The 24667-nt window shown below is 53.4% G+C and carries 23 protein-coding genes; 14 read left to right on the top strand and 9 right to left on the bottom strand.

Annotated elements, in window-relative coordinates:
• Positions 1-34: 34 nt before the first annotated feature.
• Positions 35-1315, bottom strand: coding sequence for a glutamate-1-semialdehyde 2,1-aminomutase (hemL, locus tag H7A81_RS08050; protein WP_058960858.1), 1281 nt, complete (start codon positions 1313-1315; stop codon positions 35-37).
• 222 nt (positions 1316-1537) lie between these two features.
• Between hemL and erpA the strand changes: the two genes are divergently transcribed.
• Positions 1538-1885, top strand: a complete 348-nt coding sequence (gene erpA / locus H7A81_RS08045) for an iron-sulfur cluster insertion protein ErpA (RefSeq protein WP_034829523.1) — start codon at positions 1538-1540, stop codon at positions 1883-1885.
• A gap of 36 nt (positions 1886-1921) precedes the next feature.
• Here the strand turns inward: erpA and H7A81_RS08040 are convergent, their stop codons facing one another.
• The 3 genes from H7A81_RS08040 to mtnN all read right to left on the bottom strand — a co-directional run bounded on the left by H7A81_RS08040 (position 1922) and on the right by mtnN (position 3781).
• Positions 1922-2173 (bottom strand): hypothetical protein, encoded by a 252-nt coding sequence (locus H7A81_RS08040; RefSeq protein WP_034829521.1) that lies wholly within the window; start codon positions 2171-2173, stop codon positions 1922-1924.
• 107 nt (positions 2174-2280) lie between these two features.
• Positions 2281-3090, bottom strand: a complete 810-nt coding sequence (btuF, locus tag H7A81_RS08035) for a vitamin B12 ABC transporter substrate-binding protein BtuF (RefSeq protein WP_182057198.1) — start codon at positions 3088-3090, stop codon at positions 2281-2283.
• Positions 3083-3781 (bottom strand): 5'-methylthioadenosine/S-adenosylhomocysteine nucleosidase, encoded by a 699-nt coding sequence (gene mtnN / locus H7A81_RS08030; RefSeq protein ID WP_166934113.1) that lies wholly within the window; start codon positions 3779-3781, stop codon positions 3083-3085. The genes btuF and mtnN overlap by 8 nt, the downstream gene beginning before the upstream one ends.
• A gap of 98 nt (positions 3782-3879) precedes the next feature.
• Here mtnN and dgt point away from each other — a divergent pair, with 98 nt between their 5' ends.
• The 4 genes from dgt (at position 3880) to H7A81_RS08010 (ending at position 9648) form a co-directional block, all read left to right on the top strand.
• Positions 3880-5373 carry a dGTPase gene (dgt, locus tag H7A81_RS08025; RefSeq protein WP_166934115.1) on the top strand — a complete coding sequence of 498 codons (1494 nt, stop codon included), beginning with the start codon at positions 3880-3882 and terminating at the stop codon, positions 5371-5373.
• A gap of 136 nt (positions 5374-5509) precedes the next feature.
• Complete coding sequence (gene degP / locus H7A81_RS08020; RefSeq protein ID WP_034829511.1) at positions 5510-6955, top strand: serine endoprotease DegP; 1446 nt, start codon at positions 5510-5512, stop codon at positions 6953-6955.
• 241 nt (positions 6956-7196) lie between these two features.
• Positions 7197-8354: a CdaR family transcriptional regulator gene (locus H7A81_RS08015; protein ID WP_182057197.1), complete on the top strand. Its 1158-nt coding sequence runs from the start codon at positions 7197-7199 to the stop codon at positions 8352-8354.
• A gap of 25 nt (positions 8355-8379) precedes the next feature.
• Positions 8380-9648 carry an alginate lyase family protein gene (locus H7A81_RS08010; protein WP_182057196.1) on the top strand — a complete coding sequence of 423 codons (1269 nt, stop codon included), beginning with the start codon at positions 8380-8382 and terminating at the stop codon, positions 9646-9648.
• An 8-nt stretch (positions 9649-9656) separates the two neighbouring features.
• Here the strand turns inward: H7A81_RS08010 and H7A81_RS08005 are convergent, their stop codons facing one another.
• The 5 genes from H7A81_RS08005 to map form a co-directional block, all read right to left on the bottom strand.
• Positions 9657-10361 carry a FadR/GntR family transcriptional regulator gene (locus tag H7A81_RS08005; RefSeq protein ID WP_166934119.1) on the bottom strand — a complete coding sequence of 235 codons (705 nt, stop codon included), beginning with the start codon at positions 10359-10361 and terminating at the stop codon, positions 9657-9659.
• Positions 10362-10504: 143 nt separating this feature from the next.
• On the bottom strand, positions 10505-10897 hold the full coding sequence (locus H7A81_RS08000; protein ID WP_034829501.1) for a DUF3461 family protein: 393 nt from the start codon (positions 10895-10897) through the stop codon (positions 10505-10507).
• 294 nt (positions 10898-11191) lie between these two features.
• Complete coding sequence (dapD, locus tag H7A81_RS07995; protein ID WP_038648942.1) at positions 11192-12016, bottom strand: 2,3,4,5-tetrahydropyridine-2,6-dicarboxylate N-succinyltransferase; 825 nt, start codon at positions 12014-12016, stop codon at positions 11192-11194.
• A 76-nt stretch (positions 12017-12092) separates the two neighbouring features.
• Positions 12093-14747 carry a bifunctional uridylyltransferase/uridylyl-removing protein GlnD gene (glnD, locus tag H7A81_RS07990; protein WP_182057195.1) on the bottom strand — a complete coding sequence of 885 codons (2655 nt, stop codon included), beginning with the start codon at positions 14745-14747 and terminating at the stop codon, positions 12093-12095.
• A 67-nt stretch (positions 14748-14814) separates the two neighbouring features.
• Complete coding sequence (gene map / locus H7A81_RS07985) at positions 14815-15609, bottom strand: type I methionyl aminopeptidase (protein ID WP_034829494.1); 795 nt, start codon at positions 15607-15609, stop codon at positions 14815-14817.
• 320 nt (positions 15610-15929) lie between these two features.
• On the opposite strand from map, the gene rpsB reads away from it, so the two are divergent.
• The 9 genes from rpsB to H7A81_RS07940 all read left to right on the top strand — a co-directional run.
• Positions 15930-16649 carry a 30S ribosomal protein S2 gene (gene rpsB / locus H7A81_RS07980; RefSeq protein ID WP_034829491.1) on the top strand — a complete coding sequence of 240 codons (720 nt, stop codon included), beginning with the start codon at positions 15930-15932 and terminating at the stop codon, positions 16647-16649.
• 181 nt (positions 16650-16830) lie between these two features.
• Positions 16831-17682, top strand: a complete 852-nt coding sequence (tsf, locus tag H7A81_RS07975; RefSeq protein ID WP_166934125.1) for a translation elongation factor Ts — start codon at positions 16831-16833, stop codon at positions 17680-17682.
• A gap of 154 nt (positions 17683-17836) precedes the next feature.
• Positions 17837-18562: a UMP kinase gene (pyrH, locus tag H7A81_RS07970; RefSeq protein WP_034829488.1), complete on the top strand. Its 726-nt coding sequence runs from the start codon at positions 17837-17839 to the stop codon at positions 18560-18562.
• 143 nt (positions 18563-18705) lie between these two features.
• Positions 18706-19263, top strand: coding sequence for a ribosome recycling factor (gene frr / locus H7A81_RS07965; RefSeq protein ID WP_034829486.1), 558 nt, complete (start codon positions 18706-18708; stop codon positions 19261-19263).
• Positions 19264-19501: 238 nt separating this feature from the next.
• A complete protein-coding gene (gene ispC / locus H7A81_RS07960; RefSeq protein WP_182057194.1) occupies positions 19502-20704 on the top strand; it encodes a 1-deoxy-D-xylulose-5-phosphate reductoisomerase in 1203 nt (400 codons plus the stop codon).
• Between the two features lie 165 nt (positions 20705-20869).
• Positions 20870-21622, top strand: coding sequence for a (2E,6E)-farnesyl-diphosphate-specific ditrans,polycis-undecaprenyl-diphosphate synthase (ispU, locus tag H7A81_RS07955; protein ID WP_034829480.1), 753 nt, complete (start codon positions 20870-20872; stop codon positions 21620-21622).
• A gap of 18 nt (positions 21623-21640) precedes the next feature.
• The gene (cdsA, locus tag H7A81_RS07950; RefSeq protein ID WP_034829478.1) at positions 21641-22498 is read left to right on the top strand and encodes a phosphatidate cytidylyltransferase; all 858 of its coding nucleotides are present in this window, start codon (positions 21641-21643) and stop codon (positions 22496-22498) included.
• 12 nt (positions 22499-22510) lie between these two features.
• A complete protein-coding gene (gene rseP, locus H7A81_RS07945; protein WP_038648921.1) occupies positions 22511-23860 on the top strand; it encodes a sigma E protease regulator RseP in 1350 nt (449 codons plus the stop codon).
• 51 nt (positions 23861-23911) lie between these two features.
• Positions 23912-24667, top strand: a 756-nt coding sequence (locus tag H7A81_RS07940) for a POTRA domain-containing protein (RefSeq protein WP_304622185.1), incomplete at its 3' end; no start/stop codon positions are given.

Here is a 24667-nt window from a genome sequence, read left to right as displayed (position 1 = left end):
TGAAGGGGCGCCATTCCTGGCGCCCGCTAATGGCTTAAAGCTTCGCGAAACTGCGGCGTGCCGCATCAATGGTGCGCTGAATATCTTCCTGGCTGTGTGCCAGCGACATAAAGCCCGCTTCAAAAGCAGAAGGTGCGAGGTAAACGCCTTCTTCCAGCATCAGGTGGAAGAAGCGCTTAAAGCGCTCAACGTCGCATTTTGTCACGTCGGCATAGCAGGTTACGCTTTCGGCATCGGTAAAGAAGATACCGAACATGCCGCCAACGTGGTTGATCACCAGCGGAATGTTTTCTGCTTTTGCCGCTGCCAGCAAGCCTTCAGACAGTTGGGTGGTGAGGTCGGTCAGAGTGCTGTGCGTGCCCGGTTGAGCAATCTGCGTCAGGCAAGCAAAACCGGCCGCCATGGCAATCGGGTTACCGGAAAGCGTACCCGCCTGGTAAACCGGACCCGTTGGTGCCAGTGCAGCCATCACATCACGACGACCACCAAATGCGCCCACCGGCATGCCGCCACCGATGATTTTGCCGAGACAGGTCAGATCCGGCGTGACATCGTAATAAGCCTGAGCACCGCCCAGCGCCACACGGAAGCCGGTCATCACTTCATCGATGATCAGCAGCGCACCAAACTCATCACAGAGTGCACGCAGGCCCGGCAGGAAGTCCGGCTGCGGTGGGATGCAGTTCATATTGCCCGCAACGGGTTCAACGATGATACAGGCGATATCTTCTGGATATTGCTCGAAGGCTTCGCGTACTGACGCCAGATCGTTGTAAGTGCAGGTCAGGGTGTGTTTAGCGAAATCAGCCGGAACACCCGGTGAGTTCGGTTGGCCCAGGGTCAATGCGCCGGAACCCGCTTTCACCAGCAGACAGTCGGCGTGGCCGTGGTAGCAGCCTTCAAATTTGACGATCTTGTCACGATGGGTAAAGCCACGAGCCAGACGAATCGCGCTCATGGTGGCTTCGGTGCCGGAGTTCACCATGCGCACCATATCCATACCTGGCACCAGCTCACACACCAGCTCGGCCATTTTCACTTCCATTTCGGTTGGGGCACCGAAACTTAAACCACGAGATGCCGCTTCAATCACCGCATTGCGGATATTGGCGTTGTTATGCCCCAGCACCATTGGGCCCCATGAACCGACATAGTCGATGTAGGCTTTGCCATCGGCGTCATACAGATAAGCGCCGTCGGCGCGTTCGATGAACAGCGGCACGCCGCCCACACCGGTAAAAGCACGTACCGGGGAGTTCACACCGCCAGGGATCAGGCGTTGCGCTTCGGCATACAGGTTTTCAGACTTACTCATTGCTCGGCTCCTGCTGTTCTGGAAAAAAATTCTGGCGCCATTCTAAGGGAAGAGTCGCCCGATTAGAAAGGCAAGCGGGTGCGAAAGCCTTTTAAAGCTATACTTTAGCGCAGCGCAGGCGGCACACAGTGTCAAGCGCAGTACTTGATTGCACTGGGCGGCTGGCAGATAATAGTGAAATTAAGGTCGTTTTCTGACCTGGACGTTTACCCGGAGTAAAACATGAGTGACGACGTAGCAGCGCTGCCTTTGCAATTCACTGAAGCAGCAGCGAAAAAAGTGAAAAATTTGATCGCGGATGAAGAGAATCCTGAGCTGAAACTGCGCGTGTACATCACCGGTGGCGGTTGCAGTGGTTTCCAGTACGGTTTTACTTTTGATGATCAAATGAATGACGGCGACATGACCATTGAAAAGCAGGGCGTGGCGCTGGTGGTTGATCCAATGAGCCTGCAGTATCTGGTGGGCGGCTCGGTTGATTATACCGAAGGTCTTGAGGGTTCACGTTTTATCGTGACAAACCCGAACGCGAAAACGACTTGCGGTTGTGGTTCTTCCTTCAGCATCTGATCCCCTTTTCTGACCGCCGTTCTGGCGGTCAGAACGTTACCACTCTACGGTCACTAATCGTGACGACTCACGACGCTTCGCATCGCGCTTTAACACGCTTTCGGTCACGCGCGGCTGTGCACTGAAGTGACGTCCACAATCAATCGATGGCAATGTTTGTTCGCTTTGCCGTGAGATATCGCAGCGGGAAAATATGGTCAACGTGACGGCAATAGAGCCGGTGGAGGTCGCCGCGCCAATTGGCGCAGCCATCGCAAGCCCTATGGCCAGGAGCAGTGCTCTGGTCATTGATAATTCCTGGTGAAGTCAAAAGTTGCGCGTTGCGCAAAAAGGGCACTGAGCATACGTGGCCGCAGTGCCTTGTATTTTGATTTTCGACAATTTTTGCCGAATCTTTAATCTTTTTTGGTGCTATTTTTCGCCGGATGTAAATCTGCACACAGCTGTTTGGCTGCCAGCAGGATACGTGGACCCGGTCGACTCAGCCAGTCATCGTTAATGGCAATCACCGGCACCGTCAGTTGTGGCTGCCAGAATTTCACAATATTCGCGGCTTGCGCACGGTCACCGCCAATCACAATCGCCTCGGGATGGCGCGCCAGCACTTGCTCGCGGCTCACCTGTGGCCAGCTTACGCGACTGTCAGCAAAGATATTTTTACCGCCACACAGCGTGATCACTTCGTTTTGCAACGTATTACGCGATGCAGTAAACAGCGGCTGTTGACCAAACTGCAAAAACAGAGGGATCGGCGTGCGTTGTTGATACTGTTTACGCAGATCATCCTCTTGCTGGCGCAGCGCCTGTGCGGCAGCCGCCGCCTGCTGAGGTTGTGGACTCCACGGTTTGAGCGCTGCTAACGCATCAATCATCTGATCAATGGTCTGCGGATCAATCCATTCGACTTTAATGCCCAGACGTTGCAGTTGATCGATCTGCCGCTGCGGATTGCCGCCGCGCCAGGCTAGCACCACATCCGGTTTCAGTTGCAGGATGCGTTCAACGTTGATGCCCTGCCAGTTTGCCACCTGCTCCAGCTGGTTGGCCTGCGCCGGAAAATCTGAATAGGCGCTGACCGCTACCGGCGTAATGCCTGCAGCGAAAGCCAGTTCAGTGAGATGGGGCGATAGCGTGATAACGCGCGGGGCAGCGGCAAACAGGCTATTGCCGATCAGCAATAGCCCCAGTAGCCAATATTTAGCCACGCGCCAGTTGTGCCAGCAGGTTTTCAACCATCAGCGACGATTGTTTAGCGGCAACAACCAGGAACTCATCAAAGCTCAGGTGGGATTCTTTGTCCGCGACATCGGAAATTGCACGCACCACAACAAACGGCACCTTGAACTGATGGCAAACGTGACCGATGGCGGTGGCCTCCATCTCCACGGCGATCGCCAGTGGGAAGGTGGTGCGAATGCGTGCCAGTGGCTCAGCACCGTTGATGAAGGCATCACCGCTGACCACTAAACCGCGCACCGCGTTGAGATCCAACTGCTTAATCACCTGCTCTGCAGCGGCGATCAGTTTTTCATCCGCCACAAAGGCTGCGGGGCAACCGGCCATCTGACCCGGTTCGTAACCAAATGCGGTCACGTCGGCATCGTGATAACGCACTTCATCGGAAACCACGATATCGCCCACTTTCAGTGAAGCGGCCAGACCACCCGCAGAGCCGGTATTGATCACCAGGTCGGGTTTGCACAGCTCCAGCAACAGGGTCGTGCCGAGCGCTGCTGCGGTTTTACCGATGCCTGACTTCAGCAGAGCAACCTCAACACCGTTCAGCGTGCCGGTATAAATTTCACAACCAGCCAGCGTCAGCGTCTGACGGTTTTCGATTTTGTCACGCAGCAGGGTGACTTCCTGCTCCATCGCGCCAATAATGCCTGCTTTCATAAAGAATCTCGCTGTAGTTATGGATGTAAAGCTTAAAAGTGAGGCATAGTCTACCATGGCTGGCAGAGGATGAATTCACCAAAAAATAAGGGGTAATGATGGCGCCGATCAATTTCAAAAATAAGATCAGTTTCACCCGCCCTTATACCAGCCGCAAAGATCCAGAGGGCGAATACTTTATTACACGGCACTTTGAGAGTGACCGTGGCCGCATCATCAATTCTGCCGCGATCCGCCGCCTGCAACAAAAGACTCAGGTATTTCCTCTGGAGCGTAATGCAGCGGTGCGTTCACGTTTGACCCACTCGCTGGAAGTGCAGCAAACCGGGCGCTATATCACCAAAGAGATCCTGCAATACCTGAAAACGCAGGGCGGTGGACTGGCAAATTACGGGCTGGATGAGTTTGAAGGCGCGTTTGAGAGTCTGATTGAGATGGCCTGCCTGCTGCATGATGTGGGGAATCCGCCGTTTGGTCACTTTGGTGAAGCCGCGATCAATGACTGGTTTGACGACAATCTGCCTCTTGAACTCGTGGACCCGCTGGTGGCGGGCGTGGCAGATGAGTATCAGCGCACTGATTTTGACCAGCTAAATGCAATGATTCGTCAGGATTTGTGCCACTTCGAAGGCAATGCGCAGGCGATTCGCCTGGTGCATACGCTGCTGCAGCTCAATCTTAGCTATGCGCAGGTGGCCTGTATTTTAAAATATACCGCCCCCGCATGGTGGCAGGGCGATAAGCCTGCAGAATTTAGCGTGCTGATGAAGAAGCCTGGTTTTTATTTGTCCGAGCGTGAATATGTGGCTGACTTACGCGCTGCGACCCATATTAAGGAGCATCATCGCTATCCTCTCACCTGGATTATGGAAGCCGCGGACGATATCTCCTACTGTATTGCCGATTTAGATGATGCGGTCGAAAAAGACATTTTTGATGTTGAGACCTTGTATAAGTCTCTGCTCAAAGCCTGGGGGCCGGTAAATAGTGGTGATGCGTTCAGTCGCACAGTGAGCGAGGCATGGAAAGAAGCCAACCAGAAAAAACGCCGTAGCCTGAGCGATCAATTTTTCATGTCATTACGGGTTAACGTGCAAAATGTGTTGGTTAGCCATGCCGTGCGCCGTTTTGTCGATAATCTCCCGGCTATTTTTGAAGGAAACTTCAATCATGCGCTGCTGGAAGATGACGGTGATGAAGGCCGTCTGTTGAAATTATTTAAAACCGTGGCGCGCCAGCAGGTATTTAATCATCCGGAAGTTGAGCAACTCGAATTACAAGGTTATCGGGTAATAAAAGGGTTGCTGGAAATCTATCAGTCATTAATGTTGCTGGATTATGAACAATTTACTACGCTGATGAACGACGATTTTCTGCCGAAATATCCGATAGAAACGCGACTGTTTCATAAGCTTTCAGGAAAACATCGCAAAGCTTATCAGCAGCAGATGCGTACACTGATTGTCGAGCATAAATATCAACGTTTGTTGTGGGAGCGTTATTACCGTTCGCGCTTGATTCAGGACTATATCAGCGGAATGACAGACAATTATGCGTGGGATGAGTATCGTCGTTTGATGGCCGTGGAATAAGCCGAGTTTTGTAAAGATGAAGAATAAATTTTTACCTTTGCCCAAAACTTTATTAGGAACTTCGCGCTAAAAACTTAATCTCACCATCACGACCACAGCAATGGTCTGGCCGTAAATCTTAGAGAGACACAGACAAATGAAAAAAAGCACATTAATGTTAAGTGCGCTGGCGCTTAGTCTGGGCATGGCATTGAGCCCTGTCAGTTTCGCGGCGGAAAGTGCTTCCTCCTCGAATCAACAGTTGCCAAGCCTGGCGCCGATGCTGGAAAAAGTGATGCCTTCCGTGGTGAGTATTAGCGTTGAAGGCAGCACCACGGTGAAAACCCCGCGCATGCCGCAGCAATTCCAGCAATTTTTTGGTGATAACTCGCCATTCTGCCAGGACGGTTCGCCATTCCAAAGCTCGCCAATGTGCCAGGGCGGCGGTGATGGTAGCCAGGGCGGTGACAACGGCGGCGCCAACACCCAGCAGCAAAAATTCCGTGCACTCGGTTCGGGTGTCGTGATTAATGCCGATAAAGGCTATGTCGTCACCAACAACCATGTGGTAGATAACGCCACCAAAATTCAGGTGCAGCTGAGCGATGGCCGTCGCTATGACGCCAAAGTGATTGGTAAAGATCCTCAGTCTGATATTGCTCTAATTCAACTGCAGGACGCCAAGAACCTGACGGCGATTAAGATCGCTGACTCCGATGACTTACGTGTCGGTGATTACACGGTAGCGATCGGTAACCCGTATGGACTCGGCGAAACGGTGACCTCCGGTATCGTTTCAGCGTTGGGCCGCAGCGGCTTGAACGTCGAGAACTACGAGAACTTCATCCAGACCGATGCCGCCATCAACCGTGGTAACTCTGGTGGTGCGCTGGTGAACCTGAACGGTGAACTGATTGGGATTAACACCGCGATTCTGGCGCCAGACGGCGGCAATATCGGTATCGGCTTTGCTATCCCAAGCGCGATGGTGAAAAACCTGACGGCGCAGATGATCGAGTATGGTCAGGTGAAGCGTGGCGAGCTGGGTATTATGGGTACCGAGCTTAACTCTGAGCTGGCGAAAGCGATGAAAGTCGATGCCCAGCGCGGTGCCTTTGTGAGCCAGGTCCTGCCTAACTCGGCAGCGGCAAAAGCGGGTGTGAAAGCCGGCGATGTCGTGGTGTCGATGAATGGCAAACCGCTGACCAGTTTTGCCGCACTGCGTGCAGAAGTGGGTTCACTGCCAGTGGGCACTAAACTGCAGCTGGGTCTGTTACGTGACGGTAAACCGGTGACGATTACGGTTGAACTGCAGCAGAGCTCGCAGGAAAAAGTGCAGTCCGCCACGATCTACACCGGCATTGAAGGTGCCGACCTGAGCAACATCGACAGCAACGGCCAGAAAGGCGTGCGCGTGGATAATGTGAAGGCAGGTAGTGCTGCAGCGCGTATTGGTCTGAAGAAAGGTGACGTGATTAGGGGCGTTAACCAGCAGGCGATTGCCAACCTTGGTGAACTGCGCAAAATCCTCGATACCAAACCGTCCGTGCTGGCCCTGAACGTGCAGCGTGGCGACAGTAGCCTCTATCTGCTGATGCAGTAAGTCTTAGATAATTGAGTACAGGCGAGCTTCGGCTCGCCTTTTTTGTTTTTGTCTGACGCAGCTGCGCTCCTGGCTAGCATCAACACCTTTTTAGTGTGGTCCACATTGTGCAGATGTCCGTTTCGCAATGTGACGCCTACCGCAATTCCCGTATTCTCTATCCGGCTATGTGCAGTTGCACAATGCCAGGCGTGCGTGGGATGCGTATTCTGTCAATTCTTCCCTTTCTCTGGAGTGATTGATGGCCACCTATCATCTCGATGCGCGACTGGCTCAGGATATTGTTGCCCGCACCATGCAAATTATTGACAGTAATGTCAACGTGATGGATGCACGCGGCCGCATTATTGGCAGCGGCGATCGTGAGCGTATTGGCGAATTGCACGAAGGTGCGCTGCTGGTGTTGTCACAGGGAAGGGTGGTGGACATTGATGAGGCCGTGGCGAAACATCTGCATGGCGTACGTCCGGGCATCAACCTGCCGTTGCGTATTGACGGCGAGATTGTCGGCGTTATCGGCCTGACCGGCCAGCCAGCAGCGCTGCGTCACTACGGTGAACTGGTGTGTATGACCGCCGAAATGATGCTGGAACAAGCGCGGCTGTTGCACATGCTGGCGCAGGATAGCCGTTTGCGCGAAGAGCTGGTGCTGAACCTGATTCGCAGCGATACCCTTTCACCGGCGTTGAGCGAGTGGGCGCAGCGCCTGGGCATCGATCTCAATCAACCGCGCGTGGTGGCGGTGGTGGAAGTCGACAGCGGCCAGCTTGGCGTTGACAGTGCGATGTCGGAATTGCAGCATTTACAAACTCTGCTGACAACGCCGGATCGTGACAACCTGATTGCTATCGTTTCACTCACTGAAATGGTGGTGTTGAAGCCGGCGCTCAATGCCCACGGCCGTTACGATCAAGACGATCACCGCCGTCGCGTGGAGCAGTTATTACAGCGTATGAAAGAGAGTGGGCAGGTGCGGATGCGCATCGCGCTCGGCAATTTCTTTACCGGTCCCGGCAGTATTGCACGTTCCTACCGTACGGCGCGTACTACCATGATGGTGGGCAAACAGCGCATGCCGGAACAGCGCAGCTTCTTCTATCAGGATTTGGTGCTGCCCGTACTGCTGGATAGCCTGCGCGGTGGCTGGCAAGCGAATGAACTGGCGCGTCCGTTGGCGAAACTCAAAGCCAATGATAATAATGGATTATTGCGACGTACGCTGGTGGCGTGGTTCAGTCATAACGTGCAGCCCAGCGCCACGGCACGCGCACTATTTATCCATCGTAATACGCTCGAGTATCGCCTGAACCGCATCTCCGAGCTAACCGGATTAAACCTCGGCAATTTTGACGATCGATTGTTGCTGTATGTGGCGCTGCAACTGGATGAACAGAGCTAACCCTTAGCAGGGCCAGGAGAGGAAGATGCCCCGTTTGAATGTGCGCCTGATCTGGCTATTGGCCGGCTTGCTGATGACCGCGACCTGTCATGCCAAAGCTGTTTCGCTGGCCTTTTTATCTGGCGAAGAGATGCAACAGACGCGAACTGCGCTGCAAAATCATCAGGCTGCGCCACAGACTGAGCAGGCGTGGCAGCAACTCAAGCAGGCTGCCGATCGCGCGCTTAAACAGCCCAATCCCAGCGTGACGCAGAAAGGGATGTTACCTCCCAGCGGTTCCCGCCATGATTATCTCAGCCTGAGTGCCTACTGGTGGCCGAATCCTGACAAGCCCAATGGCTTGCCATGGGAACGCCGTGATGGTGCGGTCAATCCGGCGAGTAAAAACGACCAAAGCGATGGTGTGCGTCTGGCTCGTTTCACCGCAGACGTGCAGGCATTGGCGCTTGCCTGGTATTTCTCCGGCGAAACCCGTTATGCAGCCAAAGCCCAATCGATGATTCGCAGCTGGTTCATCGATCCCACCACCCGCATGAATCCCAATCTTAATTATGCTCAGGGTGTGCCCGGTAAGGCTGAGGGCCGGCACACCGGTGTGCTGGATGGGCGTTACTTTGCCACGCGCATAGTGGATGCACTGCAGCTACTGCACGATTCGCCCGGCTGGCACCCGCAGGATCAGGCTGCGATACATGCATGGTTTAGCGATTATCTCGGCTGGCTATTGCACAGTCAGTTGGCACAAGGCGAGCGTGATGCACCTAATAATCATGGCAGTTGGTATGCCGCACAGGTGGCGGGCATCGCGTGGTATTTGCATCAACCTCAGGTGATTAAGCAGATGGTGGTTTTAGCTCAGGATAAAATCGCCGGGCAAATTCGTGCGGACGGAACGCAGCCAATGGAACTGGTACGCACACGCTCGTTCCACTATAGCTATTTCAATTTGCAGGCTCTGACCAGCCTCGCGCAACTGGCACAGCGAAGCGGCGCGGGCGATCTTTGGCACTATCAACAGCAGAGCGGTTCATTGTTGAGTGCGCTGAATTATATGGCACCGTTTAGTGATGACAGCAAAACCTGGCCATGGAAAAATCGCGATCGTGTCAGTCTGCGCTTGATTCCACTGCTCTCGCTCACGGATCGCAGCCTGAACAGCGACCGTTTTCAGCCCTGGATTCATCGCGCGATCGAAACGCAATCGACGGCCCCTATCAGCCCAGCAGCGCGCGGTGCGGAAAGAGAAGCGCTGCGTGATCTGTGGTTGTTATCGCGCCCACCCACGTATCGGTGAGGGGAAAGTTATAGCCGAGGCTGTGTGCTGTTAAGCATTAGATTCATCGACGCCCTGTGCGCCGCATCGGCATCGCCGATCATAATCGCTTCATAAATCTTGCGGTGTTCGTCCAAAAAAATATCCTGCGCGCTAGAAGGCCAGGTAAAAAAGCATTTAAAGATGGTTTCCAGCAAATTACCGAACGGGATGTAAAAACAGTTGTCGGTAGAGTGAAAGATCAGGCGATGAAAGGCACTGTCTGCCTCCAGCCAGCGAGCAAGATCGAAGTTACTCGCAGCGCAAACAGCGATCATTTCGCGAAATAACAGAGAAAGTTCGGTGCGTTGTGCCTGCGTAGCGTGTAGTGCAGCCAGTCTGGCAGCCTGCGGTTCGATAGCCTCACGGAAGTCCAGAAACTGTTGATACATCTCTGCCGTAGATTCGATTCCCTGCATCCATTCCAGCAGTTGCACATCAAGCAGATTCCAGTATGTGCGATCGCGCACATGCGTGCCGAGTTTGGGACGCGATTCTATTAATCCCTTCGAAGAGAGGAGTTTAAGCGCCTCACGCACGGCAGTTCGGCTGACGCCAAAGTGGCTACACAACTCGACTTCGCTGGGCAGAACATCACCAGCCTTTAGCGTTCCAGAGAGAATTTTTTGCGCGAGGTCACCGGCGATATGAACATCCAGACCGCGCTGTCCTGAGGTGATGGCTGCAAATTGCATGGATTTTGTGATACCTGAAGTCAGACATAACCCGATACTAGCCAGGGATTATGAATTCAGATAGGTGAAACAGGTCCAGATAAAACTGAATTAAGGCAAAAAAAAGGCCAGCATAAGCTGGCCCTGGGAACGCGGGGAGGAAATTAACGACCGTTGCGGGTCAGTTGATCCAGATCGGATTCAATTTCAGCGATCTTATTGGATACCACGTTTTCCAGATGACGCAGATCAGCAAGGATTTTGCGTTTCAGATCGACTTCGACTTGATCGCGCTGGCAGATCTGATCCAGTTCGTCGATCACGTAACGCAGGTTCGGGCTGATTTCCTGTACTTCTTTATAGCCCTGGCTGGTGTGATCGGCGACGACAGTTTTGCGCTGACGCGGGTATTTGAATTTCACGCTTTTGGCGAAGAATTCACCTTTGTCTTTGCGGAAGTAGATTTTCAGAATGTCGTTGCTGGCTTCCTGACGCAGGCTGTAACGGTCGATGTCTTCAGGAGAGCTGATACCTAAGCTTTTCAGGTTGTCGTACATAGCGTTTATATTCCATCTAAGAGTGGGTGAGCGCGCAGGACTATCATCATCATTCGGGATGCGGCAGATACGCAGCAACCGGAACGCTTACGGCATACTTAATCAACTGTAGACACAAAAACCGGGATGAACAGTGCGCGACCGGAGTTAACTGGCGCGGATTATGAACTGTTTGAAAAATAAACGCACCAGATAATTCGCGGCGCGAAGCAGGTAGTTTAGGTCAGAGTGTAAAGAAAAAATTACGGGCCAGAATACAGGCCCGTTGGCAGGGTAACCGGACTAATTTCTCACTTAGTCGATGGTACGCAGCAGTTCGTTGATGCCGGTTTTCGCCAGCGTTTTAGCGTCCACTTTCTTCACAATTACGGCGCAGTACAGGCTGTAGCTACCATCTTTAGACGGCAGGTTGCCCGATACCACCACTGAACCCGCTGGCACGCGGCCGTAATGCACTTCGCCGGTTTCACGGTCGTAAATTTTGGTGCTCTGACCGATGTAAACGCCCATGGAGATCACTGAACCTTCTTCCACGATCACGCCTTCAACGATTTCAGAACGTGCGCCGATGAAGCAGTTGTCTTCGATGATGGTTGGGTTAGCCTGCAGTGGCTCCAGAACACCGCCGATGCCGACGCCGCCAGACAGGTGAACGTTTTTGCCGATCTGCGCACAAGAACCCACGGTGGCCCAGGTGTCAACCATGGTGCCTTCATCAACGTAAGCGCCGATGTTAACGTAAGAAGGCATCAGCACGGTGTTACGTGCAATGAACGCGCCCTGACGCACGGCAGCAGGGGGGACAACGCGGAAGCCCGCATTTTTGAAGCGTGCTTCATCCCAGTTCGCGAACTTCATTGGCACTTTGTCGTAGAAACGGGTTTCTGCGCCTTCCATCACCTGGTTGTCATTGATGCGGAACGACAGCAGCACTGCTTTCTTCAGCCACTGATGCGTTACCCACTCTCCGTTGATCTTTTCAGACACGCGCAGTTCGCCGCTATCCAGCAGGCCAATAACCTGTTCGATGGCTTCACGGGTCACGCTGTCCACGCTGGCTGGCGTGATATCGGCGCGGCGCTCAAAGGCAGATTCAATAACGCTCTGTAACTGTTGCATAATAATTTCCTGAGTCTGTCATACGGGTGCCAGCGTCGCGCTGACACAGAGAATTAAGTCGATAAATCGATTGCGGTCACACTTTATCGTTTGGATTGAGGGCCTCTGTCAACCGTTGTTGCAGCACATTGCGCATTTCGACATCAAGTGCGCGCCGTTCGCTGTCCGCCAGGATGAAAAGATCCTCAACTCGTTCGCCAATCGTACTGATGCGCGCGCCGTGCAGTGACACACCGAGGTCGGCAAACACTTCCCCTACACGCGCCAGCAGGCCTGGTTGATCCAGCGCGACCAGTTCCAGATAGCTACGACGATCGGTGTGCGTCGGCAGGAAATTCACTTCGGTATCGACACTGAAGTGCTTAAGTCGTGCAGACTGGCGACGCGTGCGCGGCGGCACCCACTCGGTTTGGGTAATCGCTTGCTCCAGTGCCTGCATAATCATCGGATGACGATCGGCGGCCAGCGGACTGCCATCCGGTTCCAGCACAATAAAGGTATCCATCGCCATGCCGTCGCGGCTGGTAAAGATCTGGGCATCGTGCACGCTCAGATTGCGGCGGTCCAGCTCACCGGCTACTGCGGCAAACAGGTGAGGGCGGTCCGGGCTCCAGATAAAGATTTCAGTCCCGCCGCGAGTGGCCTGCGGGCTGACCAGCACCAGCGGCTTTGTAAGGTCATGGTCGATCAGATGACGCGCGTGCCATGCCAGTTGATTCGGCGTGTGACGCAGGAAATAGTCAGCACGGCAGCGGCTCCAGATATGGTGCAGGCGCTCTTCGTTAAGGTTTTCCATCCGCAACAGCGCGAGAGCCTGTAAGCGATGATGACGCACGCGTTCGCGCAAGTCCGGGCTGTTTTCCATACCGCGACGCAGCTGTTTTTCGGTCGCGAAGAACAATTCACGCAGCAGGCTCTGCTTCCAGCTGTTCCACAGACTTTCGTTAGTGGCGCAGATGTCGGCCACGGTGAGACACACCAGATAACGCAGGCGGTTTTCATTCTGCATGACTTCAGCGAATTGCTGAATCACCGTCGGGTCCTGAATATCACGGCGCTGGGCGGTGACCGACATCAACAGATGATGGCGCACCAGCCAGGCCACCAACTGCGTTTCCCGCGAGTTGAGCCCGTGCAATTCGGCAAAATCAAGCGCGTCCTGCGCCCCCAGAATCGAGTGGTCACCGCCGCGCCCTTTGGCAATATCGTGCAACAAGGCAGCCATCAGCAGCAGTTCGATTTGTGGCAAACGCGGCCAGAGTTCTACACACAATGGGTGCATCGGACGCGTGGTTTCGTTGGCGAAACTTTCCAGCTTTTGCAGGACGCGAATGGTGTGCTCATCCACCGTGTAAGCATGGAACAGGTCAAACTGCATCTGGCCGACAATATTGCCCCACAGCGGCGTATACGCCCAAAGGACACTGTGGCGATGCATCGGCACCAGCGCCCGCTTCACCGCGCCCGGATGGCGCAGAATTGCCATAAAGGTGTCACGCGCTTCGGCAATCTGGCACAGCGGCTGCTTCAGATGACGACGCGCATGGCGTAAATGACGTAGCGTGGTGGAGTAAATGCCGGTGATGTTCTCATTACGTACCATCACATAAAACATGCGCAGAATGGCCTGCGGTTCACGTTCGAACAACGTGGGGTCACGCAGATCAATCAAATTGCCGCGCAGTTGGAAATCATCATCAATGCTGCGCGGTTTCTCGGTGGTGGAGAGCGCGAGGATCGCTTCATCAAACAGCTGCAGCAGCATCTGATTGAGCTCACCAATGCGGCGCGTCACCCGGTAAAAATCTTTCATCATGCGCTCAACCGGCTCATTGCCTTCGCCGAGATAGTTGAGCCGCTGTGCCACCGTGAGCTGGCGATCAAACAACAAGCGATTGTCGTAGCGTGTGAGCGTTAAGTGCAGCGCGAAGCGAATTCGCCAGAGGAACTCCTGGCATTCATTGATCTCATTACGTTCGGCTTCCGTGATAAAGCCAAAACCGACCATTTCATCCATGGTGGTGGCACCGAAATGGCGGCGCGCCACCCACTGTAAGGTGTGGATGTCGCGCAGGCCACCCGGGCTGCTTTTAATATCGGGTTCGAGATTGTAGCTGGTGCCGTGGTAGCGCTGATGACGTTCCTGCTGCTCTTCAATCTTGGCCGCGAAAAAGCGAGAGGACGGCCAGAAGCCATCGCTGAAAATGTTCTTCTGCAACTCAAGGAACAGGGCGACATCGCCTGTCAGCATGCGGGATTCGATCAGGTTGGTCGCGACAGTAAGATCGGACAACCCCTCCAGTAAGCACTCTTCCAGCGTGCGCACACTGTGGCCAACTTCGAGTTTTAAATCCCACATCAGCGTCAGGAGTTCGCTGGTGCGTTGCGCGGCCGCATCATCCAGGGGCTGGCGGCTGAGTATCAAGACATCGATATCGGAGAGCGGATGCAGTTCACCACGGCCATAGCCGCCCACCGCAACCAACGCAATCTCTTTCATTTTATCGAAGCCGAAGAAGCGCCACAGTCGGCGCAACAGACGATCGATAAATAGCGTGCGGGCATCAATCAGTGATTCAACGTCAGTACCGGCATCAAAGGCCATACCGAGATGCTGCTGGAATTGCTCCAGATAGAGTTTTAATTTGTCACGCGTCAGGGCTTCATCGGGCCAGCTGGCGGGGGAATCAGTCAGGCCTTTGTGTACTGCTTCGGTCACGCTACCACTCATCGACATGCCTCGTAAGCGCCATAAAAAAGGCCGGCATTATGCCGGCCTGGTACTGTCTTGAAGAACGTTACGCGTTGTTTTCGAGCACCGCAGCAATGGTGTCATCTTCACGCAGCGTAAGAATCTCACAGCCGTTTTCTGTCACCACAATAGTATGCTCATACTGCGCGGACAAGCTGCGATCTTTGGTTTTTACGGTCCAGCCATCCTTCATGGTGCGGATACGATAATCACCGGCATTGACCATCGGCTCAACGGTAAAGGTCATCCCCGCCTGCAACACCACGCCGCCGTCATCGGCATCATAGTGCAACACTTGTGGTTCTTCGTGGAAACCTTTGCCGATGCCGTGGCCGCAGTATTCACGTACCACAGAGAAATCCTGTGCTTCAACATATTGCTGAATCGCACGGCCCAGCTCACGCAGGCGGATGCCCGGTTTAACCAGACGCAGTGCAATGTAGAGGCTTTCCTGGGTGACACGGCACAAGCGCTCGCCTTGAATAGTCGGTTTGCCGACGATGAACATCTTCGAGGTATCGCCGTGATACTCGTCTTTGATCACCGTGACGTCAACGTTGACTACATCGCCATCTTTTAAAACGCGGTCATCGCTCGGGATGCCGTGGCACACCACTTCGTTAACCGAAATACACACCGATTTCGGGAAGCCGTGATAGCCAAGGCAGGCTGAGATAGCCTGCTGCTTATTCGTGATGTGATCGTGGCAGAGGCGGTCGAGTTCACCTGTGGTCACACCCGGCACCACGTGCGGGGCGATCATTTCCAGCACTTCAGCAGCCAGACGGCCCGCCACGCGCATTTTTTCGATTTCTTCAGGGGTTTTGATTGAAATGGCCATTAAATAATCCGCAATTGCCGACATTTTCGACAATAATGAGTTCTGTGGCAGTCATGTTAGCAGTCAGTCATTAGGCTGCCAAATCGGGATGACTCCTCGCTCACGCTGCTAACAACTGTTGGCGTATTCCTGCGCGTTATGGTATAAAGCGCGCCGACGATTCTCTGTCACCTTCGTTTCGTTGGCTGGCAGGAAACGCATAAAACTCATTATGTGTACTAAAACACACATGTATCGACACATACGCCGGGGTGCCTTGAAAGAGGTCGGTTGTATGGGATACATGGAGGCCCAACCCCAATCATACTTTAGAGGTAATCATGGCAACTGTTTCAATGCGCGACATGCTCAAGGCTGGTGTTCACTTTGGTCACCAGACCCGTTACTGGAATCCGAAAATGAAGCCATTCATCTTCGGTGCTCGTAACAAGGTTCACATCATCAACCTTGAGAAAACTGTACCAATGTTCAACGAAGCTCTGGCTGAGTTGCAGAAGATCTCTTCACGTAAAGGCAAAATCCTTTTCGTTGGTACTAAGCGCGCTGCTGCCGAAGCGGTAAAAGAGTCAGCTCTGAGCTGCGACCAGTTCTTCGTTAACCACCGCTGGTTGGGTGGTATGCTGACCAACTGGAAAACTGTTCGTCAGTCAATCAAGCGTCTGAAAGATCTGGAAACTCAGTCTCAGGACGGTACTTTCGACAAACTGACCAAAAAAGAAGCACTGATGCGTGCTCGTGAACTGGCCAAGCTGGAAAACAGCCTGGGCGGTATCAAAGATATGGGCGGTCTGCCGGATGCACTGTTCGTTGTTGACGCTGACCACGAACACATCGCAATCAAAGAAGCAAACAACCTGGGTATCCCAGTATTTGCTATCGTTGATACCAACTCTGATCCAGATGGCGTTGATTTCGTTATCCCAGGTAACGACGATGCGATCCGTGCTGTAAGCCTGTACCTGACTGCTGTTGCGACCACCGTGCGCGAAGGCCGTTCACAGGATCTGGCTGAGCAGGCTGAAGAAGCTGCTGAAGCTTAATAAGGTTCGCTCTTTCTAAGAGCCCTTAGACATCAGATGTTATCTGTTAAGGGGGCCGCACAGGCCCCTTTTATTTATCTAAGTTTGTCACGCTTCTTTCGGGTAAGCGGGGCAGAGTAAATTTTCCGCAACAAGTTTCTGACAGTGTTAACGCACACAGAGACGAATCGAGGATTCTGGAATGGCTGAAATTACCGCTGCATTGGTAAAAGAACTGCGTGAGCGTACTGGCGCAGGCATGATGGATTGCAAAAAAGCGCTGACCGAAGCGAACGGCGACATCGAGCTGGCGATTGAGAACATGCGTAAATCTGGCGCGATCAAAGCCGCTAAGAAAGCAGGCAACGTTGCTGCTGACGGCGTGATCAAAACCAAAATCGCTGATGGTTTCGCACTGATTCTGGAAGTTAACTGCCAGACTGACTTCGTTGCTAAAGATGCTGGTTTCCAGGCTTTCGCTGACAAAGTGCTGGATGCAGCTGTTGCTGGTAAAGTGACTGATGTTGAAGCTCTGAAAGCGCAGTTCGAAGAAGAACGCGTAGCGCTGGTTGCTAAAATCGGTGAGAACATCAACATCCGTCGTGTTGCTATCCTGGAAGGTGCTCAGCTGAACAGCTACCAGCACGGCGCACGTATCGGCGTAGTGGTTTCTACCACCGGTGCTGATGAAGAGCTGAGCAAGCAAGTTGCGATGCACGTTGCGGCAAGCAAGCCAGAATTCGTTAAGCCAGAAGACGTGTCTGCTGATGTGGTTGAGAAAGAGTACCAGGTTCAGCTGGACATCGCCATGCAGTCTGGCAAGCCTAAAGAAATCGCAGAGAAAATGGTTGAAGGCCGCATGAAGAAATTCACCGGCGAAGTTTCTCTGACCGGTCAGGCTTTCGTTATCGATCCAAGCAAAACTGTTGGCCAGGCTCTGAAAGAGAAAGGCGCAGACGTGATTAACTTCATCCGCTTCGAAGTGGGCGAAGGCATCGAGAAAGTTGAAGCTGACTTCGCAGCAGAAGTTGCTGCAATGTCCAAACAGTCTTAATGCTCCGAAAGAACCGCCGGAAGGCGGTTCTTTTTTGTCTGCGTTTTGCGTGGACCACTTTTCAGTCTCATCCCAATAGCTTTTTTCGTTCGCTAAGCGGATGATCGATCAGATTTAACTTCTCATTCATCATATCTTCCAGGAAGAATTGACCATGGCGACCAACGCAAAACCTGTATATCAACGTATCCTGCTAAAACTGAGTGGCGAAGCACTGCAAGGTGCCGAAGGTTTTGGTATTGACGCGAGCGTGCTTGACCGTATGGCGCAAGAGGTGAAAGAGCTGGTTGAGCTGGGCATCCAGGTGGGTGTGGTTATTGGTGGCGGTAACCTGTTCCGTGGCGCTGGCCTGGCACAGGCAGGCATGAACCGTGTGGTCGGCGATCACATGGGTATGCTGGCAACCGTGATGAACGGTCTGGCAATGCGAGACGCATTGCACCGTGCGTATGTTAACGCGCGTCTTATGTCCGCGATTCCGCTGAATGGCGTGTGTGATAACTACAGCTGGGCAGAAGCGATCAGTTTGCTGCGCAATAACCGCGTGGTGATTTTCGCCGCCGGTACTGGCAACCCGTTCTTTACCACTGACTCCGCCGCTTGTCTGCGTGGCATCGAAATCGAAGCCGATGTGGTATTGAAAGCGACCAAAGTTGACGGTGTTTATTCAGATGATCCGGTGAAAAACCCGGACGCGACGCTGTATGAACAGCTGACCTATGGCGAAGTACTGGATAAAGAGCTGAAAGTGATGGATCTGGCGGCCTTTACATTGGCTCGCGACCATCAACTGCCGATCCGCGTCTTCAACATGAACAAGCCTGGCGCACTGCGTCGCGTAGTGATGGGTGAAAAAGAAGGCACTCTGATTACGCATTAATACCCGACGCAAGATAAAATAAGGTATATTCTGTTGGCGCGATGCAGTGGCATCGCGCAGCTTTCAGGATGATCGATGTTTATCGATACCACTTCCGGGCTGCCCGGAGATGGCCAGGTCAAACCGAATCCAAGGGTTTTAACGTGATTAACGACATTAAAAAAGATGCCGACACGCGCATGGAAAAATGCGTGGAAGCATTCAAAAACCAAATCAGCAAAGTGCGCACCGGTCGTGCTTCGCCTTCACTGCTCGACGGCATTATGGTGCCTTACTACGGTACACCTACGCCATTGCGTCAGCTGGCTAGCGTCACGGTAGAAGATTCTCGTACGCTGAAAATCAACGTGTTTGACCGCTCACTGAGCCCGGCCGTTGAAAAAGCGATTATGGCATCTGACCTGGGTCTGAACCCAAGCTCAGCAGGTACCGATATTCGTGTGCCACTGCCAGCGCTGACCGAAGAGCGTCGTAAAGATCTGATCAAGGTCGTGCGTGGTGAAGCGGAGCAGGGGCGTGTTTCTGTTCGTAACGTGCGCCGCGATGCTAACGACAAGATCAAAGCGCTGCTGAAAGACAAAGAGATCAGCGAAGACGACGAACGTCGCTCGCAGGATGAGATCCAGAAAATGACCGATGGCTACATCAAAAATGTTGATGTCGCATTGGCCGAAAAAGAAAAGGAACTGATGGATTTCTAATTCCATCAGATTACCTATACCCAAAATAATTCAGGGTGCAGGAAGGCGGCAAGGGAATGAATCTCCAGGAGCTTACTCAGGTAAGTGACTGGGGTGAATGAGCTTAGCCCACACACTTGCAACTTAAAGTATGACGGGTATAAAACGCCGTTCAGAGACGTTGTGCGACTCTGGCGGCGTTTTACATTGTGCCTGGCGCTGTTGCAGGCACGATCCACGACGTCACAGGGATAGCATGATGAAGCGATTAACTCTGCTGGGTTCCACCGGCTCGATTGGTACCAGCACACTGGCAGTCATCGCAGCCAATCCAGACTTGTACCAGGTCACCGCGTTGGTGGCGGGTCAAAACGTAGCGCTGATGGCTGAACAGTGTCAGCAATTTACCCCACGCTATGCGGCGATGTCTGATGAAGCCTCCGCACAAGCGCTGCGTGAGCGACTGAGAGCATTGAATCTTCCTACCGAAGTGCTCTCCGGCGTTCAGGCGGCTTGCGAGCTGGTGGCACTCGATGAAGTGGATCAGGTGATGGCGGCTATTGTTGGCGCCTCCGGGCTGCAACCCACACTTGCCGCAATTCGTGCTGGCAAAACCGTTTTACTCGCGAATAAAGAGTCACTTGTCACGTGCGGCCGCCTGTTTATGGAGGCCGTGCGTCATCACAAGGCACAGCTGTTGCCTGTCGACAGCGAGCACAACGCCATTTTTCAGAGTTTACCCGCTTCCATACAGCATCAGTTGGGGTACGCTGATCTGCGAGAGAATGGCATTGATTCTATTCTCCTTACGGGATCGGGTGGTCCTTTTCGTGACACGCCATTAGCGGATTTGGCCGCTATGTCGCCAGATCAAGCGTGCGCACATCCGAACTGGTCAATGGGGCGTAAAATCTCCGTTGATTCGGCCACCATGATGAATAAAGGTCTTGAATACATTGAAGCCCGCTGGCTATTTAATGCCACTGACGCACAGATGGAAGTCATCCTGCATCCGCAGTCGGTGATTCACTCCATGGTGCGTTACTGCGATGGCAGTGTGCTGGCGCAGCTAGGGTCGCCTGATATGCGAACCCCTATCGCGCACAGCATGGCATGGCCAGCACGTATTTCGGCCGGTGTGACGCCACTCGATTTCACGCGAATGAAGTCACTGACGTTTGCTGAGCCGGACTATGAGCGCTATCCCTGCCTGAAGCTGGCAATCGATGCTTGCTCAACAGGGCAGGCCGCCACCACCACGCTGAATGCGGCAAACGAAGTGGCCGTTGCGGCATTTCTGCAGCATCAGATTCGCTTTACCGACATCGCCGCCATCAACAGCGAAGTGCTGGCGTCCCTGATATGCCAGGAGCCGGGCAGCATTGAGGATGTGATGGAGATCGATCGGTTAGCGCGTATCTGTGCCACAGAATTGCTACCACGCTTTCGTTTAGCAGGTTGATACTTCCCGCTATTTGTTCGCTCAGGGTGAAAATGGTATAGTCGCTCGCTCGCGTTTTCGGCCCGACATTGTTTCGATGTCATCTGGTAGCGATGCCGGGGTTTGCCGCAGGCGCAATGTATTCAGAAACCACAGCATTTCTGATGAAAGGAATTATTACGCGTTATGTCGTCCAACAATCACAACACAATCGATGACGAGTCGTACTGCACGCCACGTCACGTGGCCATCATTATGGATGGTAATGGTCGCTGGGCAAAAAATCAGGGCAAACTGCGTATTTCAGGCCACAAAGCCGGGGTAAAATCAGTACGCCGGGCCGTCAGCTTTGCGGTCAGCCATAAACTGGAAGCGCTCACGCTCTATGCGTTCAGCAGTGAAAACTGGAGCCGACCGGTACAGGAAGTGACGGCCTTAATGGAATTGTTTGTCTGGGCGCTCGACAGCGAAGTCAAAAGCCTGCACAAGCATAACGTGCGTCTGCGCGTGATTGGCGATATCAGTCGTTTCAATAATCGTATTCAGGAACGCATTCGTCGCGCCGAGGAACTGACTCAGCAAAATAATGGACTCACCCTCAACATTGCTGCCAACTATGGCGGCCGTTGGGATATTATCCAGGGTGCCAGAAAACTGGCTGAACAGGTTCAGGAAGGTTTATTACGTCCTGACCAGATAACCGAAGAAAGTCTGGCTCCCTATCTGTGTATGCAGGAGCTGGCGCCGGTGGATTTAGTGATAAGGACCGGGGGAGAGCATCGGATTAGCAACTTCCTGCTGTGGCAGATTGCCTATGCTGAGTTTTGGTTTACCGATGTTCTTTGGCCTGATTTTGATGAACACGTTTTTGAAGGTGCACTGAATGCATTCTCTTCGCGGGAGCGACGCTTTGGCGGCGCGGCACCAGGCGGCGCCTGAGCAATCTGGGGGTAACCTTTGCTGAAGTCTCGTCTGATCACCGCGTTTATTCTGATTCCGCTGGTGATCGCTGCTCTGTTTTGGTTACCGCTGTCCGGATTTGCGATTACCACTATCATCATCTGTATGCTTGCCGCCTGGGAATGGGGGCAGCTGGCGGGTATGAAGACACGTCAGCAGCGTATCTGGCTCGCCGTGTTATGCGGTTTATTGCTCTCAGTGATGCTGTTCACCCTGCAACCCTATCAACGCAATCTGCACCAGTTCCAGATGGAGGGCTCACTTTGGGCCGCGCTGGGATGGTGGATTGTCGCCCTGTTTCTCGTGCTGTTTTATCCTGCCTCTGCGGCGTTGTGGCGCACTTCGCGCCCACTCCGCGTGTTATTCGGCATCCTGACCGTGATTCCCTTCTTCTGGGGCATGATGGCGCTGCGCCAGTATCATTACGATACCGATCACTTTGCGGGAGCATGGTGGTTGCTGTTTGTGATGCTGCTGGTCTGGGGCGCAGATTCTGGCGCTTACATGTTCGGCCGTTTGTTTGGTAAACATAAGCTGGCGCCAAAAGTGTCACCGGGTAAAACCTGGGAAGGCTTCTTTGGCGGCCTGCTGTCATCCGCGATTATCGCCTGGCTGTTTGCGCTGCTGGCTCCGCTTTCTGTGGCGCCGGGTACGCTGATTATCTGTGCCGTTATTGCTACGCTGGCTTCGGTTCTGGGGGATTTGACCGAGAGTATGTTCAAACGTGAAGCGGGCATCAAAGACAGCGGTAACTTGATTCCGGGTCACGGTGGTATCCTCGATCGTATCGACAGCCTGACCGCTGCGGTGCCGGTTTTTGCCTGCCTGCTGCTGCTGGTGTTCCGCACCCTCTGAGGATTAGCGACAATGTTGAGCATACTCTGGAGTTTTGTCGCCTTTATCGTGGCACTTGGCGTACTGATCACCGTGCACGAATTCGGCCACTTTTGGGTCGCCCGCCGCTGCGGTGTCAAAGTCGAACGTTTCTCGATTGGCTTTGGCAAAGCGTTGTGGCGTCGTAGCGACCGTCAGGGCACGGAATACGTCATTGCCCTGATCCCGCTCGGCGGCTACGTCAAAATGCTCGACGAACGCGTAGAGAGCGTTCCCGCTGAACTCCGCCATCAGGCCTTCAACAATAAAACTGTGCTGCAGCGTGCTTCGATCATTGCGGCCGGCCCCATTGCTAACTTTATCTTTGCCGTCTTCGCTTATTGGGTCGTCTTTATCCACGGCGTACCTGGTGTGCGTCCGGTTGTTGGCGAAATTCTGAACGGTTCCGTCGCAGCTGAAGCGCAAATTACCTCCGGTATGGAACTTAAAGCGGTAGATGGTATCGAAACGCCTGATTGGGATGCAGTGCGCATGGCGCTGATCGGAAAAATCGGCGACAGCAGTACCACGCTTACCGTCTCGCAATTCGGTGAAGATGCCACGCAGCAGAAGCAGGTCGATTTACGCGAATGGCAGTTTGAACCGGATAAACAGGACCCGGTTGTGGCATTAGGGATTCGTCCTCGTGGGCCACAAATCGAAACGACCTTAGCTGAAGTGCAGGCAAATTCGCCGGCCAGTGCTGCCGGTTTGCAAGCTGGCGACAGGATCGTTAAAGTCGATGGTCAGCCGTTAACACAATGGCAGGCTTTTGCGGCGCAGGTGCGCGATAATCCGCGCAAAAACATGGCGCTGGATGTGGAACGTAACGGCGAACTCGTGGCGTTGACGTTAACGCCAGAAGCGAAACCGGGCAATGAAGCTGAAGGCTTTGCGGGAGTGATTCCGCGCGTCATTCCGCTGCCGGATGAGTATAAAACGGTTAGGCAGTATGGGCCCTTTGCCGCTATCGGTGAAGCCAGTGTCAAAACCTGGCAACTGATGAAGTTAACGGTCTCAATGCTGGGCAAGTTGATTACCGGGGATGTGAAGCTGAATAATCTGAGCGGGCCAATTTCGATTGCGCAAGGTGCAGGGTTATCAGCGGAATACGGGGTGATTTATTATCTGATGTTCCTGGCGCTGATCAGCGTCAATCTGGGGATCATCAACCTGTTCCCTCTGCCGGTATTAGATGGTGGACATCTGCTCTTTCTGGCGATCGAAAAGATCAAAGGTGGACCGGTGTCCGAGCGAGTTCAGGACTTCAGTTATCGCATTGGCTCAATTCTGCTGGTGTTATTAATGGGGCTTGCACTTTTCAATGATTTCTCACGCCTGTAATAGCTGGACTGCGGACAGGCGCGGGATGTGTTAGGAAAACGCATAACAACGATGGCGATGAAAAAGTTGCTCATAGCGTCGCTGCTGTTTAGCAGCGCCACCGTTTACGGTGCAGACGATTTCGTAGTGAAGGACATTCATTTCGAAGGTCTCCAGCGAGTCGCCGTCGGCGCGGCTCTGCTCAGCATGCCCGTACGTGTCGGTGATACCATTTCTGATGATGACGTCAGAAACACCATTCGCTCTCTGTTCGCCACCGGCAACTTTGAAGATGTTCAGGTTCTGCGTGATGGAACAACCCTGATTGTTCAGGTGAAAGAGCGTCCGACCATTGCCAGCATCACTTTCTCCGGCAACAAAGCGGTGAAAGAAGATCAGCTGAAGCAGAACCTTGAAGCTTCTGGTGTGCGCGTCGGTGAAGCACTCGACCGCACCACGCTTTCTTCGATTGAGAAGGGCCTGGAAGACTTCTACTACAGCGTCGGTAAATACACCGCCAGCGTGAAAGCGATTGCGACACCGCTGCCCCGTAACCGCGTGGATCTGAAATTCGTCTTCCAGGAAGGCGTGTCAGCTCAGATTCAGCAGATCAACATCGTTGGCAATAAAGCCTTTAGCTCTGACGAATTGATCTCGCGCTTCTCACTGCGTGATGAAGTGCCATGGTGGAACGTGGTTGGCGATCGTAAATACCAGAAACAAAAGCTGGCCGGGGATCTTGAGACCCTGCGTAGCTTCTATCTGGATCGCGGTTATGCGCGCTTCAACATCGATTCCACTCAGGTGAGCCTGACGCCAGATAAAAAA

Origin of the sequence: Pantoea sp. ME81 (assembly GCF_903970985.1) — a bacterium.
Taxonomy (GTDB): domain Bacteria; phylum Pseudomonadota; class Gammaproteobacteria; order Enterobacterales; family Enterobacteriaceae; genus Pantoea; species Pantoea communis.
This window is presented reverse-complemented; position numbering and strand designations above follow the sequence as displayed.